Raw genomic sequence first — 17,022 nt, 5'->3', positions numbered from 1 at the left:
ATGCCCCAAGTGAGTGAACGCATTATCAAGTTTGACGATGTCGAGATCGCCACACAGGCATTTGGCAACCCGGCGCATGAGCCGGTCCTGTTGATCATGGGCGCGATGGCGTCGATGCTGTGGTGGCCGGAGGAGTTCTGCCAACAGCTTGTCGATCACAGGTTTTATGTCGTTCGCTACGACAATCGAGACACCGGCCGTTCAACGAACTATGCGCCGGGGGAGCCTCCCTACACGATGGACGACATGGCGAAGGACGCCATAGGGATACTCGATGGTTACGGCATCGACAGAGCCAATCTGATCGGAATGTCGCTGGGCGGCACGATCGCCCAGATCGCAGCCCTGTTGCATCCCGAGCGCGTCAAGACGCTGACGCTGATTTCCACCACACCGTTGGGCATCGATATCAGTGCTCTGCCGCAAACCACCGACGCCTACATGGAGCACGCGGCGACGGGCGAGACCGTCGACTGGACGGACTATGCCCAGATGATCGACTTTGTCGTCAGGGATACGCGGATGATCGCCGGTTCGGCGCATCCTTATGACGAGCGGCGGGCGCGCAGCTTGGTGGAACAGGACGTCCGGCGGGCGAAAAACTTCGTCAGCGCCACCAATCATTTCATGCTGAAGGGCGGCCAGACCTTGAAAGGAAAATTGGCTGAACTGGCCGTGCCGCTCCTTGTCATACACGGAACGGCCGACCCGATTTATCCGGTTGAGCACGGCGAACTGCTGGCACGAACCGTTAAGGGCGCGAAGCTCATCCGGCTTGAAGGTGGCGGCCACGAAATTCATCCCAACGATTGGGAAGAGATCATTTCTGCGATCGACACCCACTTGGGTGCGTAGCTCGGGGATCGGTCTGACCTCACATGCCGAGGCGGTTACGCCCTTCCATACATCCGGCTCGCGCGCAGCAGACGTTGCGAATAGGGATGTTCGACAGCACCTCTGCGCAATGCCTCTATATCGACCTGTTCGACGATCTCGCCGGCTTCCATGATGGCGACGCGGCTGCACATATGGGAGACGACGGCGAGATCGTGGCTGACCAGCAGATAGGTAAGGCCGCGCTCGGTGCGCAGATCCTGCAGGAGATTGAGGATTTCGGCCTGCACCGACACATCGAGCGCCGATGTCGGTTCGTCCAAAAGCAGAATGTCCGGGTTGAGCATCAAGGCTCGGGCGATCGCGACGCGCTGGCGCTGCCCGCCGGAGAGCTGATGCGGAAACCTGTAGCTCAGCGCCGGATCGAGCCCGACCGATCGCAGCACCGCGTTGATATCGACGGAGTTCGTATCCAGTCCCTGGTTGCGAAGCGGTTCCTTCAGCTGCGAACGGATGGTCTTGCGGGGGTGGAGCGATCCGTAGGGGTCCTGGAACACCATCTGCACCCGGCGGAAGAAGGGACGGCTGCGTTGCCGGTCCAGCGTCTCGCCCTGAAGTTCGATGCGGCCGTCATAATTGGCGTTGAGGCCGGAGAGAGCTCTAAGGACCGTGGATTTTCCGCAGCCGGACTCGCCGACCAGGCCGAACGCCGTTCCCTTTTCGATGGCGAGGTTTACGTCTTTGACAACAGGCCTTTGGCCGTGTGCGAAACGGATGGTGAGATTGTCGATCCTGATCATCGCGGCGGCTCCAATGCGAGGTCGTCAAGCCAGGCGGGATCCCGCTTCAGGATCGGCAGCCGGGCAGGCGGATCCTCGATCGTCGGCAGGGATGCCAACAGCCCTTGCGTATAAGGGTGTCTGGCCTTGTCGAGATTGCGCGCATCGAGCACTTCCACGACGCGGCCGGCATACATGATGAGGACGCGGTCGCAGAAATTGCGGATCAGATTGAGGTCGTGACTGATGAAGATCAGGCCGAGATTGCGGCGGGCAACAAGTTCATCGAGTAGAGCCAGAATCTCGAGCCTGACCGTGACATCGAGCGCCGAGGTCGGCTCGTCGGCGATCAGCACTTCGGGTTCGGCAATCAGCATCATGGCGATCATCACGCGCTGGCCCATGCCGCCCGATATCTCGTGCGGATAGAGGCGGGCCACGCGCTCGGGATCGCGGATCTGGACGGCTTCGAGCATGTCGAGCGCTTGGCTGTCGGTTTTTGCCTTGCTCACCTTTGGATGATGGAAGCGGTAGGTCTCAGCAATCTGTTCGCCGATCCGCATGACCGGATTGAGCGAATATTTCGGGTCCTGCAGGATCAGGCCGATCCGACGCCCCCTGATGGTCATCATCGTCTTCTCGTCTGCCTTGATGAGGTCGACGTCGCGAAAGGCCATGCGCTCGGCGCGGACGATCGCGGTCGGCGGCAGCAGTTTCATGATCGCGCGGCCGACAGTGGATTTGCCCGACCCGGATTCGCCGACGATGCCGAGTTTTTCCTGTCCGAGCGTGAAACTCACGCCGCGCACTGCGCGCATGCCGCCGCCGCCATAGGCGATTTCGAGGTTGCGGATATCGATCAGCGGCTCTGTCATTCCGAACCTCTCGGGTCGAGCACGTCGCGAAGTGCATCGCCGACGAGGTTGAAGGCGAGGCTGACCAGCGCGATGGCGATGCCGGGAGCGGCGATCACCCACGGACTGTCGAGCATGAACTCGCGGCCGCTGGCGGCCATCGAACCCCATTCCGGCCAGGGCGGCTGTGCGCCGAGGCCGAGAAAGCCGAGGCCGGCGGCAGTGATGATGATGCCGGCCATGTTCAGGGTGACACGGACGATCACCGAGGGAATGCACATCGGCAGGATGTGGCGGGTGATGATCGCAATCGATGTCGCGCCCTGCAGGCGCACAGCGGCAATATAGTCCGCCTTCCGCAGGCTGAGCGTCTCGGCGCGTGCCAGGCGGGCGATCGGCGGCCAGGCTGTCAGCGAGATCGCGATGATTGCGTTGGTGATGCCGGGGCCGAGGGCTGCGGCAAAACCCAGCGCCAGCACCAGCCCGGGGAAGGAGAGGAAGATATCGGTGATGCGCATGAGGATTTCATCGACGATGCCGCCGAAATAGCCGGAGAACGTGCCGATCAGCAGGCCGAGCGGCGCGACGATGATCGTGACGAGCATGATGATGTAGAGCGTCGTGCGTGCGCCGTAGATCACCCGTGCAAAGACGTCGCGGCCGAAATTGTCGGTGCCGAGAAGATGGGCTGCCGAGGGGGGCGCAAGCCGCCCGGCCATGTCTTGCACGATCGGATCGTAGCCGGTGAGCAGAGGGGCGGCCAGCGCCACGACGATCAGGAGCACGATGATGACGAGGCCGGCCAGGCCAAGCGGGTGCAGGCTGAATTTCAGCCAGCCCTGATGGATCTGCTGCGTCGACGACTGAACCCAGCCCTGAGGCTCCGGTGCCAGCAGCCATTTGCGAAAACCGCCGGCGTCGGCGCGGTCTGCGTCTTCGGTGGAGATCGTCATGGCGTCACCGTGTTCTCGGGTCAAGAATGCGATAGAGGAAGTCCGACAGGATGTTGATGGTCAGGAAGACGGCGCCGATCGTCAGCACCGAACCCATGACGACGTTCATGTCGTTCATCTGCAGCCCGCGGGTGAGGTATTGGCCGAGCCCGGGCCAGCCGAAGACCGTCTCGATCAGCACCGCCCCCTCGAGCAACCCGCCGAAGGTCAGCGCCAGGATCGTCAGGAGCTGGACGCGAATGTTTCTGAACGCATGGCGCCAGACGACCTTGCGGGTGCCGAGCCCTTTTGCCCGCGCGGTGATGATGTATTCCTGGCTGAGCTGTTCCAGCATGAAGCTGCGCGACATGCGGCTGATATAGGCGACGGAGTAATAGCCGAGGATCGCCGCCGGCAGGATGATGTGGCCGAGCGCGTTGTGAAACACCTCCCATTGCTGCTGCAGCGCCGCGTCGATCAGAAGAAAGCCGGTCATCGGCGTGACGAGGCCCTCGTAGAAGACGTCGATCCGGCCGGATGCGCCGACCAGCTTCAGCTTCGCATAGAAGATGAAGAGCGCCATCAGCCCGGTCCAGAAGATCGGAATGGAATGGCCGGCAAGCGCAACGATCCGGGCGACGTGGTCGATGATCGTCCCGCGCCTGACCGCAGCCGTGATGCCAAGGGGGATGCCGACGATCGCCCCGATGATCATGGCGATGATGGCAAGCTCGATGGTCGCGGGAAAGATCGTCATCAGATCGGTGAGGATCGGCTGGCCTGTTGTCGCCGACATGCCGAGATCGCCGGTGGCGATCTTGCCGACATAGGCGAGGAACTGCATCCAGATCGGTTCTCCGAGCCCCAGCTCGTGATAGACGCGGTCGTAAACCTCCTTGCTGACCTCCGCCCCGGTGATGGCAAGCACCGGGTCGGCAGGCAGCAGGCGGCCCATCGAAAAGGTCAGGAAGAGCAGGCCGAGCAGCGTGGTCACGACAGCCACCACGCGCGCCGCCAGGCGCCGCAGCAAGCCCATCAACGGATGCGGGGCCGCTTCAGCGAACCCGCCCGCCTGAGAATGACGGCTGCTCTCCTGCTTCGATGTCAGCTCGGCGCTCGCCACGCGCTCTACTCCTTCGTCACGTCATGCCAGCGCGTCGACCAGGTCGTATGCCCGTGATAGTTCTTGACGTTGGCGCGCATGACATAGGGGTCGGTTCGCTGGAAGAAGATGACGAGCGGGGCGGCCATGCCGGCGTAGATCCCGTCCATTTTCTTGAAAATGTCCGTGCGCTTTTCCGTATCGCGCTCCTTCATCGATTGATCGATGAGCGTATTGAGGTCGTCCACCTTCATGCCCGTGCGCCAGAGATAATAGCTGCCGAGGCGCGCCTCGTCGCTATTGTCGGGGTTGAAGGCATATTGCGTGGCGACGGCGAAAGGATCGGGCAGACGGGCGCCGGAATTGCCGAGCAGCACTTCGAATTTACGCTCGCGAAAAGCGGGGGTGAATTCGCCGGGCACGAGATCGAGATCGAGGCCGGCGGCCCGCGCGCTCGCCTGCAGCGCTTCGGCGAAGGGCAAGGTCGCGGCTCCCGAGGGATTGAGCACCTTCTTCAAGCCGTTGGGATATCCGGCCTCCGCCAGCAGCTGCTTGGCTTTGGCGGGATCGTAATCGTAGCGGACGTCTGCCTGCTCCGGAGCGCCGATCATGCCGCGCGGGATCATCGACTGCCAGGGAAAGCCTGTATAGCGCATGATGTTGCCGGAGATTGCCTTCCAGTCGAAGGCGTGCTGGAAGGCCTCTCGGACCTTCGGCTTCTGCAGGTCGGGGTCTTTCTGGTTCAGGGCGATATAGTAGAAGCCGAGACCCGGGACGTTCTCGATCACCATATCCTTGTTGGTGGCGAGCGCATCGAGATCGCCGCTTGCCACATACTGACCAACATCGACGTCGCCCGCTTCAAGCTGCAGCCGGAGATTGCCGGATTCCGGGATGTGGCGGGCAACGACGCGAGCCATGGCGGGTTTGCCGCCCCAATATTTCGGTTGCGCATTGAAGATCGCGACGTCGTTCGGCCGCCATTGCGCCAGGCTGAACGGGCCGCTGCCGGCGGAATTGGCGGAAAGCCAGGCGCCGCCGAAATCACCGTTCGCCTCATGCGACAGCACCGTCTTCTTGTCGACGATGCCGAGCGACGAGCCGGCCAGAGAATAGAGCACCAGGTCGGTGTTCACGGTCTGCGGCAGCTCGATCTCGAGCGTATGTTCGTCCTTTGCCCGAACGAGTTTTTCGACATTGTCCGATGTAAAGCCCCAGAGTGCGACATCGGTGGAGCCTACCTGGCCCATCTTGATGACGCGCTGGATCGACCAGGCCGCATCCTCGGCCGTCACCTTGTTGCCGCTCTGGAAGACAGCGTCGTCGCGCAAGGTCAGCGTGATGATCTTGCCATCGTCCGAGACGCTCCATTTTGTCGCCAGCATCGGTTTCAGCGTCTTCAAGTCATCCGGCGACAGCTGCACGAGGTTGTCGTAGAGGTTCGAGATCAGCTCGGACACCGTGCGGGCATTGTTCTGGGCGGGATCGAGCGTCCGGATGCCGGTGAGATTGGTGCCGATCACCAGCATATTGGGCGGCGATGCCGCCCAGGCAGGCTGCGTCGTCATCAGGGCGCCGGTAATTGCGATCGTTGTCAGTAGCTGTTTCAGCATCTCTAGACCTCCCAATCCTGTTGTTTGCGGAAATAGTGTCGAACTCAGCCGGCCGCCTTGGCAGACTGCTGCCGGTCCGGATCAGTTTGAATACTGCCATCGGCCTCCCAACCTCGAAGCAGTCGATGAAGTTCCTCGCGATCATGCTGGTCGAGCAGCGGCAATCCCGGCACGCGCACGGGACCGACATCGAGGCCGGAATAAGTGACGGCCTCCTTGACGACGGTCACGTTGGCGCCGTTGCGGAATTTGGTCCGCATCCGCTCGAATGGTTCGAGCCGGTCGACGATCGCCCGTGCCGCGGCGAAATCACCTTTTTCGAGCGCAGCGTGAACGGCGAGTGAAAGCTGAGGCGCCACATTGACGAGGCCGGATGTGAAGCCGCGCGCGCCGGCAGCGGTAAACGTCGGCGCCCAGCTCTCCGCCAGGCCGCAGACGAACAGCGCGCCGGCCGGATCGGCCGCCGGGATCGCTCGCGACAGCAGCATCAGATCTGTTGTGGCAAACTTGATGCCGGCAATATTCCTGTGGTTTGCGAGGCGGACGATTTCGGCGACGGTGAAGCCCTCGGCCCTGACATAGGCGACCAGCGGCAGGGTGGAAGCATCGGCAAGATTGCAGAAATAGTCGATCTGGGCCGAGGGTGCCGCGAAAGGATCGACAGGCTGATGCGACATGACGGCCGACGCGCCGATCGCGGCTGCATCCTTCGCCATACCGATCGCCTCGCGCAGCGAGCGGCCGATCGCTGCCGTCACCGGCGCCCTGTCGTCAACACCTGACACCGCCGCCTCGTGGACGATCCGGATCTCCTGCGGCGTCAGCGCATAGAACTCGCCGGTATTGCCGGCAGCGACAATGTTGTGAATGCCCGCCGCCGCCACCCGCGCATAGACCTTGGCGGTTATCCGTGGTTCGACTTCGCCTTTACCGTCATAGGCCGTGACGGGAACGCCCGACACGCCCGTGAGCGCCTTGCGCATGATCGCGATGCTCATTTTTCTTCCCCGTTAGCTTCCATCAAAATGATCGTCATCCGAAGCGGAAGGGCGCCAAGCCCTCCGCATCCACATCGAAGGCGATGACCGTACCTGCTTCGAAACGTCCGGTGCGGTCCGTCGACAGGCTGGTGACGAAGAGGGTCCTGAGATCCGGCCCTCCGAAACACGGCATCGTCGGTGCTGCGACTGGCAAAATGTAGATCTCGACGATTTCCCCCTCGCGCGATATGCGGTTGAGGCGACCGGCCGAAACGCCGGCGCTCCAGTAAAAGCCGTCACGATCGATGGCGGCGCCGTCCGGCCGCCCGTCATCTTCCGTGAAGCTGCGAAGCCGGCGCACGTCGCCGAGATCGCCTGTCGCCGGATCGAAGTCGAATACCTGCAGGAAACATTGCCGGCTGTCGGAGTGATACATCCGCCGGCCGTCCGGTGACCAGGCAAGGCCGTTGGAGCTCGTCAGTCCGGTTGCAACGGTCCGCGTGCCGCCGTCGGCCCCCACGCGGTAAAGTGCGGCCTCATCGATCTGCGGCTTGGCTTCGCTGATCGAGCCGACCCAGAAGTGTCCGTCGGGGCCGACCTTGCCATCGTTGAGGCGGCCGTTGAAATCGCGCCCGACCGGATCGCACAAAAATTCGAGATCACCGGAGACGGGATCGAAGAGATGGACGCCCGTCTGGAGGCCCACGACGATCCTGTGATCGCGGCAAAGCCCGAGACTGCCGATTGCGGCCGGCATGTCGAAGCGGTCGATCTTCCCTTGTGCGGAGATGCGGACAATTGCCGGCGCCAGAATATCCACCAGCCATAGGGTGCCGGTCTCATCGTCCCATACCGGCGATTCACCGACCGTCAGCGGTTGCTGGATCACGGAACGGACGTCCGGGCGGATGATCCGGGGCGCCGTCATTCGGCCGCCTCCCGGCTCTCGACCAAGCCTTCGGCGTCACGCATGCGGATGGTGCCGTCATGATTGATCTCGCAGAATCCGCCACCCTGGAACGCCAGCGCAACCGGTCCTTCGGATCCCTGTTCGATGCGGGCGTGGTCGCGCGGCCGGTCCTGCGGCCGGTAGCCGAGCCTTGTCGCCAGATCGTTGTCCCACCATTTCTCGTCGGTATCGGAAACGCCATAGACGACCGTTGCGGCAATCAACGGGTGGCTCAGCCCGATCCGCACCAGTTGCGCCAGATCCTGCGCGCTGATCCAGATCGCGATCGATCGCTCGCTGTTGGGATAGGTGCCGGCATTGCCGATGCGGATGGAAAGGGAGCGAATGCCCGCCGTGTCGTAGTAAAGCCCCGCCACCAGTTCGCCCCAGCATTTGGAAAGTCCATACGGACTGTCAGGGCGCATGGGATCGAGCGGCGATATGATTTCGCCACGCGGATAAAAGCCGGTCGTATGGTTGCTCGATGCATAGACGACCCGCTGGACCCTGTTGGTCCGGGCGGCTTCGTAGAGATTGTAGGTTCCAAGCACATTTGCGTGCAGAATGGCGTTCATATCGATGCCGCTTGCGATACCCGCGAGATGAACGACGCCGTCGATATCCTTCAGCGCAGCCGTTGCCTCGTCGAGTTTTGTAAGGTCGGCCCTGACGAACGTCTCGTTTTCGCCAAGCCCGGCAGGCTCCTGCAGATCGATCAGCCTGATGTGCTCGCCATGCGCGCGAAGGAGCGGTCGCAGCAGCGTTCCCACACGTCCGGTAGCACCCGTCACAGCGATCCGTTTCATCGTTCTTCCTCCCATTCCCGCTCAAACGCCCTGGAACATGCGGGCGCGAGCATTCAGTATGTGTTTCTTCATCGCATCGTGAGCTTCGGTTTCCCGCCGTGCAAAGATCGCCTCCACGATCACCGCGTGTTCATCCTGGACGCTGCGGATCTGCTCCAGCGTCCGTTTCAGGCTCAAGCTTCGCGTTACGGAATGCCCGATGGCGAAATGCGGTCTGAACCATTCGCGCACGGTGATGTGAAACTGATTGCCGGTCGCCATGGCGATTGCATCGTGCAGAGCCTGGTCCTCCTCGGCGCCGAGTTCTCCGTTGCGCAGACATTGCTCGATCGAAAGAAGCGCTGCCGTTATTCTCTCCCGGTCGTCCGGCTGCCAGTTTCGTGCGGCAAGCTCCGCCGCCTCCGCTTCGAGGCCGGCGCGGAATTCGAAAAACCGCTGGACATCGGCGAGCGAGCCGACCGGCACCATTTTCAGCATCGACGAATCCGGTCGTTGCCGGACATAGGAGCCGGAGCCTTTGCGCGAGACGATCAGGCCATCGGCCCTCAGGCGTTCGAGCGCTTCGCGCACGACGGGTCTCGAAGCGCCGAAATCAGCGGCGAGCTTCGTCTCCGACGGCAGCCGTTCGTTCACCGGAAAGTTGCCGTCGGCGATCATCCCCACGATTTTCTCGTAGATGATGTCACTGAAGCGCGTTGCGCCTCTGTTCGAAACGGCGTCGACCGCGAATGTCATTATCGTCCTTTTCTCTGAACGCTATGGGCTCTTGCTGTCGGCGGCCGATGATGGCAGCGTACAGATTCTGACAGATCATCGGCACTTATCTGCTGCAACCGTGGTTTCAGGCCAGAAAATCCCGGTACCGATGATGCATCGCTACGAAATTTGTAATTATCTGTCAACTCTTGTAATCATTTGGGAACGTGTCTATGGTTCGGTCGCAGCGCCGAGGAGGGCGCAAGCGGCAGGTCGGGAGCCCGCCGCATCAGCCGGTTCAAAAATTGCACCGGCGTAGAAAGGGAGGAACTCGATGCCCAATGAAATACTGTCGCGTGGCGTTACCCGCCGCACTGTGCTTGGTGGCATGGCCGGCGTCGCAGCCTTGTCCATCGCTGGTCGCGTCTCCGCCGCCGCGGGTGGTGAGGCGCCCGCACTTGCACAGCTTGTGAAAGATGCAAAACTGCCGCCGCTCGCCGAGCGCCTGCCGAAGAAGCCGATGGTCGTGACGCCGTTCGAGAAAGTCGGCACCTACGGCGGTTCGCTGCGCCGGGGCCTTCGCGGTTCATCCGACCATAACGGCATTCTGCGTATGGTCGGCAACCAGAGCCTGGTGCGCTGGAACCTCGATTTTACCGCCGTTCAGCCGAACCTTGCCGAGCGCTGGGAAGTCAGCGACGATGCAACGCAATTCACCTTCCATCTGATCGAAGGCGTACGCTGGTCCGACGGTCACCCCTTCACGGCCGACGACATCGTTTTCGCGATCGAGGACTGCGTCAAGAACACCGAGCTCTACAGCTCGACACCGGCGCAACTTGCTGTCGCCGGCAAGCCGGTCACGGTCGAGAAGATCGACGATTACACGGTGAAGTTCACCTTTGCCGCGGCTAACGCACTTTATCTGGAAAACCTCGCCACACCGCTTGGCCAGCATCCGACGCTGTTTCCGAAGCATTACTGCAGCCAATTCCTGCCGAAATATAATCCCAATATCGAGGCCGACGCGAAGAAGGCCGGCGTCACCAGCTGGACGGAGCTGTTCCGCAGCCGTTGCGGCGACATCGAGATCCCGTCGCGATGGGGCAATGTCGACAAGCCGACACTCGATCCATGGGTGATCAAGGAGCCTTATGCCGGTGGCGCGACGCGCGTCGTCATGACCCGCAATCCTTATTTCTGGCAGGTCGATACCGAGGGCAACCAGCTTCCCTACATCGATGAAATCAACTTCGGCATCTCGCAGGACGTCGAATCGCTGATGCTGAACGTCATCTCCGGAAAGATCGACATCCAGGAGCGCCATATCAGCGTGCTCGCCAACAAGCCGACGCTGTCCAAGAACATGGAAAAGGGCGATTATCGGCTGCTGACGCTCGTGCCTTCGGCCTCGCAACAGTGCCAGATCTACTTCAACATCACCCACAAAGATCCTGCCATGCGCAAGATGTTTGCGGATAAGGCGTTCCGGCAAGCGCTCTCGATCGGCATCAATCGCCCGGAGCTCATTGACATCGTCTATTTCGGACAGAGCGAGCCCTACCAGGCCGGGCCGCGTCCGACCCATCCGTGGTATCACGAGAAATACGCGCGCCAGTTCACCGAATATGACGCCGACAAGGCAGGCGCGATGCTCGATGAGGCCGGCTACAAGAAAGGCGGCGACGGTTTCCGCCTCCGACCCGACGGCCAGAAGGTATTCTTCTCGATTGACGTCATTCCAACGCTCTATCCCGACCTCGTCGATGCCCTGGAACTGGTCAAGACGCATTGGGCCCAGATCGGTATCGATATGAAGGTGAACACGATCGAGCGGGCGCTCTATTATACCCGCGGCGACGATAACGCCCATGATGCGGCGGTGTGGCCGGGCCCCGGCGGTCTCGATCCGATGCTCGATCCGCGCGATTTCTTCGCCTTCCATCCGCAGGGCTCGCGTTACGCCATTCCATGGACGCTTTGGTACACCTCCAACGGTGCGCGAGGTGAAGAGCCGCCGGAAAGCCAGAAGAAGCGCATGAAGCTCTTCGACGAAGCGCGTTCGACGGCCGATCTCGATAAGCGCGGCGCGATCATGAAGCAGATCTTCGACATCGCGGCGGAAGAGTTCGAGACCGTCGGCCTTTGCCTTGCCGTCGGCGGCTTCGGCATCATTCGCAACAACCTGCGTAATGTTCCGGAGAAGGAGCCGGATAGCTGGTCCTGGCCCAATCCGGGTCCTGCGCTGCCGCAGCAATTCACCTTCACGAGCTGATTTGGATCTTAAGCGCCGTGCCGACGGTACGGCGCTTTCTTTCAGTCCGCTCTCCGAGATGCCTTGCCGGCCCCGGCGGCCGACAAGGCTCGGAGGGCGGCGTTCAATACAAGAGGCGCCTTTATGCTGGTCTTTATCGCCAAACGCTTCCTATGGATGATCCCGTCGCTCTTTGCCGTCAGCTTCCTCGCTTTCGTGCTGATCCAGCTGCCGCCGGGCGACTATGTCACGACCTATATCGCGACGCTGGCTGCCTCCAACGAGATCGTCGATCAGAATACGGCGGCACAATTGCGCGAGCGCTTCGGCCTCGGCGATCCGATGCTCGTCCAATATTTCAAATGGATCTGGGGCATCCTGTCGCGCGGCGATTTCGGCATTTCCTTCGAATGGCAGCAGCCCGTCTCCGATCTTATCTGGGAGCGCATGGCGCTGACCCTTGTTCTGGCCCTGTCGACACTGATCGCGACTTGGGCGATCGCCCTGCCGATCGGCGTCTATTCCGCCGTGCGCAAATATTCGATCGGCGACTATTTCTTCACCGCTTTCACCTTCTTCGGCCTGGCCGTTCCGTCCTTCCTGCTGGCGTTGGTGCTGATGTATATCGCGGCGGTCGAATTCGGCCAGGATGTCGGCGGGCTGTTTTCGCCGGAATATGAGAACGCGTCCTGGAGCTTTGCCAAGATGGGCGACCTCTTTTCGCATCTCTGGCTTCCCGTCATCATCCTGGCCGTCTCCTCGACGGCGAGCCTCATCCGCGTCATGCGCGCGAACATGCTCGATGAACTGCCGAAGCCTTACGTGACCACGGCACGGGCGAAGGGCCTGTCGGAATTCCGGCTCTTGATGAAATATCCCATGATGATCGCGCTCAATCCGTTCATCTCGACGATCGCCTGGCTGCTGCCCAATCTGATCTCCGGCTCGGTCGTCGTCGCCATCGTCCTCAACCTGCCGACGGCCGCACCCTTGCTGCTGCAGGCGCTGATGGCCCAGGACATGTATCTGGCGGGCGCCTTCGTTCTGCTGATCTGCGCGCTGACGCTGATAGGCTCTCTGATCAGCGACATCCTGCTTGCGCTGGTCGATCCCCGCATCCGGTTGGAATAGGAGCCTCACGTGGCCGACATTACCGTTACGAATATTCAGCCGGATCGCGCCGCCGTCGCATCGCAATGGCAGCTGATCTGGTGGGCTTTCCGCCGGCATCGGCTGGCCACGGTGGCGCTCGTCGTCACCGTGCTGATGTACATCGTTGCTCTGGTTCCCGGCTTCTTTGCCATCAACGATCCGAACCTGCAAAATGCACGGGCGACCTTTCATCCGCCGCAGAGATTGCATCTGATCGATACTGAGAACGGCTTTTCCTTCGGTCCGCATTATTACCCGATGAAGCTGACCCGCGATCCGGAAACGCTGGCCGCCATCTTCAAGGAAGACACGACGAAGCGTGTCGACATCCAGTTCTTCGGGCGCGGCTATGAATATTCGGTGTTCGGGCTGTTCAACACCAACATCCATCTGATCGCCTCGCCGGACAAGACGACGCCGCTGCTTCTCTTCGGCGCCGACCGGCTCGGGCGCGATGTCTTCAGCCGGACGGTGCAGGGTTCGCAGGTTTCGCTGTCGATCGGCCTCGTCGGCGTCTTCCTGTCGTTGATGCTCGGCATCGTGATCGGCGGCATCTCGGGATACTACGGCGGCCGCATCGATTTCTTCATGCAGCGTGTGATCGATTTCGTGTTGTCTCTGCCGACGATCCCGATCTGGCTCGCCATGGCTGCGGCCCTGCCGCAGGATTGGCCGGCGACGCTGCAATATATGATGATCACGATCATCCTGTCGCTGACCGGCTGGGCGCAGCTCGCTCGCGTCGTTCGCGGCCGTTTCCTGTCCTTGCGCACCGAGGAATTCGTCGCCGCCGCGAGGCTCGACGGCGTTCGCGAAGGACGCATCATCTTTCGCCACATGCTGCCGAGCTTTGCCAGCCACATTATCGCGTCGATCACGCTTGCGGTGCCGGCGATGATCCTTGCCGAAACCTCTCTGTCCTTCCTGGGGCTCGGACTGCAGCCGCCGACCATCTCCTGGGGCGTGCTGCTGCGCGAGGCCCAGAACATTCGCTCGATCGCCACCGCGCCATGGCTCTTCATGCCGGGCTGCGCCGTCGTGGTCGCCGTGATGGCGCTCAACCTTCTCGGCGACGGCCTGCGCGATGCGGCTGATCCCTACAACAAATGAGGCCGGCATGACCGATTTCGTTCCCATTGCCGGCAGGCCGCTGCTCCAGGTGAAAAATCTGACGGTCGAGTTCCCTCTGCGCACCGGCGTCTTTCGCGCCGTCAGCGATCTGTCTTTCTCGATCGAACCGGGCAAGACGCTGTGTGTCGTCGGCGAAAGCGGATCCGGCAAATCGGTGACGGCGCGTTCGATCCTGCAGATCGTCGATGCGCCCGGCCGCATATCCGGCGGATCGATCGTCTTGAACGATCAGAACGGCGGCTCGACCGATCTGACCAGCCTCCACCCGCGCGGGCGCCAGATCCGAGCGATCCGCGGCCGCGACATCGCCATGATCTTCCAGGAGCCGATGTCGTCGCTGTCGCCGATCCACACGGTCGGCAACCAGATCGTCGAGGCGCTTCGCCTTCACACCAGAATGAGCAAGGCGGAGGCGCGGGCTGAAGCCATATCGCTGCTGAAGCAGGTCGAAATTCCTTCGCCTGAAAAAGCGCTGGATCGCTATGCCTTCCAATATTCCGGCGGCATGCGCCAGCGCGCGATGATCGCCATGGCGCTCGCCTGCAAACCGCAGCTCCTGATCGCCGACGAGCCGACCACGGCCCTCGACGTGACGACGCAGGCCGAAATTCTCGACCTGATCGCCCGCCTGCAGAAGGCCAACGGCATGGCCGTTCTGTTCATCACCCATGACATGGGCGTCGTGGCACAGATCGCCGACGATGTGCTCGTCATGCATAACGGCGTCGCCAAGGAATATGCACCGGTCGAGCAGATCTTTCATGCGCCGCAAGACGACTATACCCGCATGCTGATCGGCTCGGTGCTGAAGCTGGAAGCGAAGGCTGAAATCCGGCTGGCACGCGCGCCGCTCGACAGGACCGCAGCGCCGATCCTCGAACTCCGCAATGTCTCGATGGATTTCGGCGAGGTGAAAGCGCTGGACGATGTTTCCATTTCGCTTCTGCCGGGTGAGACGCTCGGCATCGTCGGCGAGAGCGGATCCGGCAAGACGACGATGGGTCGCTCGATCATGCGGCTGATCGATCCGACGGCAGGCGAAATCCTCTATCGCCGCGCCGACGGCGGCATCATCGATCTGGCAACGGCAAAAGGTCAGACGCTGGCCGCTGCACGGCGGGAATTGCGCATGGTGTTTCAGGATCCTTTCGGCTCCCTGAACCCACGCATGACCGTCTCCCAGATCATCGGCGAGCCGCTGCTCGTCAACGGCGTCGCCAAGGGGCGGGCGCTGGAGGAGCGCGTCTGCCACCTCATGGAACAGGTAGGCCTCGATCCGAGGGCGCGCGAACGCTACCCGCATGCATTCTCCGGCGGTCAGCGCCAGCGCATCGGCATTGCCCGCGCCATCACCCTCAATCCGCGTGTCATCGTCGCCGACGAAGCGACCTCGGCGCTCGACGTCTCGGTGCGCTCGCAGGTGCTCGATCTCCTGATGCGCCTGCAGGACGAACTCGGCCTCGCCTATATCTTCATCAGCCATGACATCGGCGTCATCCGCTACATGTGCGACCGTGTCGGCGTCATGTACAAAGGCCAGCTCGTCGAAATCGGCGATGCCGAGAAGGTCTGCCGCACACCCGAGCACGCCTATACGCAGGCGCTGATATCGGCGATCCCGCGTCCCGATCCGCGGGACCGCGATCATTCCAGGCGGTTCCGTTATGTTGCGCCCGACATTCTGAAGCCAGACAATCTGAAGAATGGAAGTTTTCAGCGATGAAAATCACCGGGATCCGTACCTTTCTCATGCATGTCGGTCAGCCAGACCCCTCGAACTGGGCTGCCGACCAACGTTCCGGTGATGGCGCCTCCAAGCAGTTCGGAGGCACCAGAAACTGGCTCTTTCTGAAGATCGACACCGACGAGGGCATCACCGGCATCGGTGAATGCTCGGGCTGGCCACGTGTCGTCGAGACGGCGATCCATGATCTTGCGCCCCTCCTCATCGGTGAAGATCCGGCCCATACCGAGCGGTTGTGGCAGAAGATGCATATTGCCATGATGGGCCATGGCATGCTCGGAACGGTCGGAGGCGGTGCGATGACCGGGATCGACATGGCGCTATGGGACATCAAGGGCAAGGCGCTCGGCGTGCCTGTCTGGATGCTGCTCGGCGGCAAGGTGCGCGACCGGATCCCGATCTATTCGCACGCCAATACGCCGGAGCGCGCGCTTGCCCTCAAGGAGCGCGGCATAAAGGCGATCAAGTGCGGCGGAGTCGCAGATCCCGTTCGCAAAGTCGCGGCGCTCCGCGACGCCGTCGGCGACGACATGGACATTGCCATCGATCTGCACGGGCCGCCGTGGCTGACGCCTGCGGATGCCTGCCGCCTGGTGCGAGCGCTCGAACCCTACGAACTGATGTGGGTGGAGGATCCCATCGCGCCGGAGAATGTCGATGGCTACCGGCGAATCCGCGACGCAGCGCATGTGCCGCTTGCCGCCGGTGAGCGCTCGGCGACCATTTTCGGCGAGCGCGAGCTCATAGAAAAGGAATTGGTCGACGTGATCCAGCCGGATACCGGCCGGGCAGGCGGCATCACCCAGATGAAGAAGATCGCCGCCATGGCCGAGGCCCATCATATCCAGATGGCGCCGCATTCGGGCTCGCTCGGGCCAGTGGCGGAATATGCCGCCTTGCATCTGCTGGCGGCGATCCCGAACGGCCTCATCCTCGAGCGCCTGGACGACGACTGGGACGGCCGTCGCCAGGCGATCGTGCCGCATCCGCAACAGGTCGATGGCTTGATCGCCGTTCCCGACGGCCCGGGACTTGGCTGCGATATCGACGAGGCCTTCGTCGCGCGCTTCCCCAGCGGTGGCAATGTCTCGGTGCCGCAAGCCGCCGGCGCCTATAATCCCGGAACCGACCATGAGCATGTCTACGTGCAGACGCGCGTGGCGCGCCGCAGCTATTTCAATCGCTAGAAGGACAGA

Annotated in this window: 16 protein-coding genes; 7 read left to right on the top strand and 9 right to left on the bottom strand. The window is 61.9% G+C overall.

The features are described 5' to 3' along the window. Nucleotides 1–9: 9 nt before the first annotated feature. Entirely contained in the window at nt 10–855 is an 846-nt protein-coding gene (locus CO667_RS12175; RefSeq protein ID WP_097618613.1) for an alpha/beta hydrolase, read from the top strand. Nucleotides 856–890: 35 nt separating this feature from the next. On the opposite strand, the gene CO667_RS12170 is transcribed toward CO667_RS12175, so the two are convergent. The 9 genes from CO667_RS12170 to CO667_RS12130 are packed head-to-tail and all read right to left on the bottom strand — an operon-like array spanning nt 891 to nt 9,584. Continuing rightward, on the bottom strand, nt 891–1,634 hold the full coding sequence (locus tag CO667_RS12170; RefSeq protein WP_097618612.1) for an ABC transporter ATP-binding protein: 744 nt from the start codon (nt 1,632–1,634) through the stop codon (nt 891–893). Continuing rightward, entirely contained in the window at nt 1,631–2,488 is an 858-nt protein-coding gene (locus tag CO667_RS12165) for an ABC transporter ATP-binding protein (protein WP_097618611.1), read from the bottom strand. The genes CO667_RS12170 and CO667_RS12165 overlap by 4 nt, the downstream gene beginning before the upstream one ends. Continuing rightward, nucleotides 2,485–3,420 (bottom strand): ABC transporter permease, encoded by a 936-nt coding sequence (locus CO667_RS12160; RefSeq protein ID WP_097618610.1) that lies wholly within the window; start codon nt 3,418–3,420, stop codon nt 2,485–2,487. Before CO667_RS12160 ends, CO667_RS12165 begins: the two co-directional genes overlap by 4 nt. 4 nt (nt 3,421–3,424) lie before the next feature. Next, entirely contained in the window at nt 3,425–4,522 is a 1,098-nt protein-coding gene (locus CO667_RS12155) for an ABC transporter permease (protein ID WP_097618609.1), read from the bottom strand. A 5-nt stretch (nt 4,523–4,527) separates the two neighbouring features. Next, nucleotides 4,528–6,114, bottom strand: coding sequence for an ABC transporter substrate-binding protein (locus CO667_RS12150; RefSeq protein WP_097618608.1), 1,587 nt, complete (start codon nt 6,112–6,114; stop codon nt 4,528–4,530). 44 nt (nt 6,115–6,158) lie between these two features. After that, on the bottom strand, nt 6,159–7,112 hold the full coding sequence (locus CO667_RS12145; RefSeq protein ID WP_097618607.1) for a dihydrodipicolinate synthase family protein: 954 nt from the start codon (nt 7,110–7,112) through the stop codon (nt 6,159–6,161). 34 nt (nt 7,113–7,146) lie between these two features. After that, entirely contained in the window at nt 7,147–8,022 is an 876-nt protein-coding gene (locus CO667_RS12140) for an SMP-30/gluconolactonase/LRE family protein (protein ID WP_097618606.1), read from the bottom strand. Further along, on the bottom strand, nt 8,019–8,849 hold the full coding sequence (locus tag CO667_RS12135) for an NAD(P)-dependent oxidoreductase (RefSeq protein ID WP_097618605.1): 831 nt from the start codon (nt 8,847–8,849) through the stop codon (nt 8,019–8,021). Before CO667_RS12135 ends, CO667_RS12140 begins: the two co-directional genes overlap by 4 nt. Before the next feature lie 21 nt (nt 8,850–8,870). Further along, the gene (locus CO667_RS12130; RefSeq protein ID WP_097618604.1) at nt 8,871–9,584 is read right to left on the bottom strand and encodes a FadR/GntR family transcriptional regulator; all 714 of its coding nucleotides are present in this window, start codon (nt 9,582–9,584) and stop codon (nt 8,871–8,873) included. Here CO667_RS12130 and CO667_RS35355 point away from each other — a divergent pair. The 6 genes from CO667_RS35355 (at nt 9,526) to CO667_RS12105 (ending at nt 17,013) form a co-directional block, all read left to right on the top strand. After that, entirely contained in the window at nt 9,526–9,864 is a 339-nt protein-coding gene (locus CO667_RS35355) for a hypothetical protein (RefSeq protein ID WP_179874122.1), read from the top strand. The genes CO667_RS12130 and CO667_RS35355 overlap by 59 nt on opposite strands. Nucleotides 9,865–9,879: 15 nt before the next feature. After that, on the top strand, nt 9,880–11,820 hold the full coding sequence (locus CO667_RS12125) for an ABC transporter substrate-binding protein (protein ID WP_097618603.1): 1,941 nt from the start codon (nt 9,880–9,882) through the stop codon (nt 11,818–11,820). A gap of 123 nt (nt 11,821–11,943) precedes the next feature. Next, entirely contained in the window at nt 11,944–12,930 is a 987-nt protein-coding gene (locus CO667_RS12120; protein ID WP_097618602.1) for an ABC transporter permease, read from the top strand. Between the two features lie 9 nt (nt 12,931–12,939). Then, complete coding sequence (locus CO667_RS12115) at nt 12,940–14,061, top strand: ABC transporter permease (RefSeq protein ID WP_097618601.1); 1,122 nt, start codon at nt 12,940–12,942, stop codon at nt 14,059–14,061. A gap of 7 nt (nt 14,062–14,068) precedes the next feature. Further along, nucleotides 14,069–15,805 (top strand): ABC transporter ATP-binding protein, encoded by a 1,737-nt coding sequence (locus tag CO667_RS12110; RefSeq protein WP_097618600.1) that lies wholly within the window; start codon nt 14,069–14,071, stop codon nt 15,803–15,805. Continuing rightward, on the top strand, nt 15,802–17,013 hold the full coding sequence (locus CO667_RS12105) for a mandelate racemase/muconate lactonizing enzyme family protein (protein WP_097618599.1): 1,212 nt from the start codon (nt 15,802–15,804) through the stop codon (nt 17,011–17,013). Before CO667_RS12110 ends, CO667_RS12105 begins: the two co-directional genes overlap by 4 nt. Nucleotides 17,014–17,022 lie beyond the last annotated feature (9 nt).

Origin of the sequence: Rhizobium sp. L43 (assembly GCF_002531725.1) — a bacterium.
In the GTDB taxonomy this organism is placed as follows: Bacteria; Pseudomonadota; Alphaproteobacteria; order Rhizobiales; family Rhizobiaceae; genus Rhizobium.
The sequence above is the reverse complement of the archived record's forward strand: the minus strand, read 5'-3'. Positions and strand labels throughout refer to the sequence as shown.

Excerpts from the sequence above, each read along its gene's own strand:
- CO667_RS12150 (WP_097618608.1), bottom strand. The coding sequence starts at position 6,114 with ATGCTGAAACAGCTACTGACAACGATCGCAATTACCGGCGCCCTGATG.
- CO667_RS12170 (WP_097618612.1), bottom strand. The coding sequence starts at position 1,634 with ATGATCAGGATCGACAATCTCACCATCCGTTTCGCACACGGCCAAAGG.
- CO667_RS12125 (WP_097618603.1), top strand. The coding sequence starts at position 9,880 with ATGCCCAATGAAATACTGTCGCGTGGCGTTACCCGCCGCACTGTGCTT.
- CO667_RS12145 (WP_097618607.1), bottom strand. The coding sequence starts at position 7,112 with ATGAGCATCGCGATCATGCGCAAGGCGCTCACGGGCGTGTCGGGCGTT.
- CO667_RS12105 (WP_097618599.1), top strand. The coding sequence starts at position 15,802 with ATGAAAATCACCGGGATCCGTACCTTTCTCATGCATGTCGGTCAGCCA.
- CO667_RS35355 (WP_179874122.1), top strand. The coding sequence starts at position 9,526 with ATGATGTCACTGAAGCGCGTTGCGCCTCTGTTCGAAACGGCGTCGACC.
- CO667_RS12120 (WP_097618602.1), top strand. The coding sequence starts at position 11,944 with ATGCTGGTCTTTATCGCCAAACGCTTCCTATGGATGATCCCGTCGCTC.
- CO667_RS12110 (WP_097618600.1), top strand. The coding sequence starts at position 14,069 with ATGACCGATTTCGTTCCCATTGCCGGCAGGCCGCTGCTCCAGGTGAAA.
- CO667_RS12130 (WP_097618604.1), bottom strand. The coding sequence starts at position 9,584 with ATGACATTCGCGGTCGACGCCGTTTCGAACAGAGGCGCAACGCGCTTC.
- CO667_RS12140 (WP_097618606.1), bottom strand. The coding sequence starts at position 8,022 with ATGACGGCGCCCCGGATCATCCGCCCGGACGTCCGTTCCGTGATCCAG.
- CO667_RS12165 (WP_097618611.1), bottom strand. The coding sequence starts at position 2,488 with ATGACAGAGCCGCTGATCGATATCCGCAACCTCGAAATCGCCTATGGC.
- CO667_RS12135 (WP_097618605.1), bottom strand. The coding sequence starts at position 8,849 with ATGAAACGGATCGCTGTGACGGGTGCTACCGGACGTGTGGGAACGCTG.
- CO667_RS12160 (WP_097618610.1), bottom strand. The coding sequence starts at position 3,420 with ATGACGATCTCCACCGAAGACGCAGACCGCGCCGACGCCGGCGGTTTT.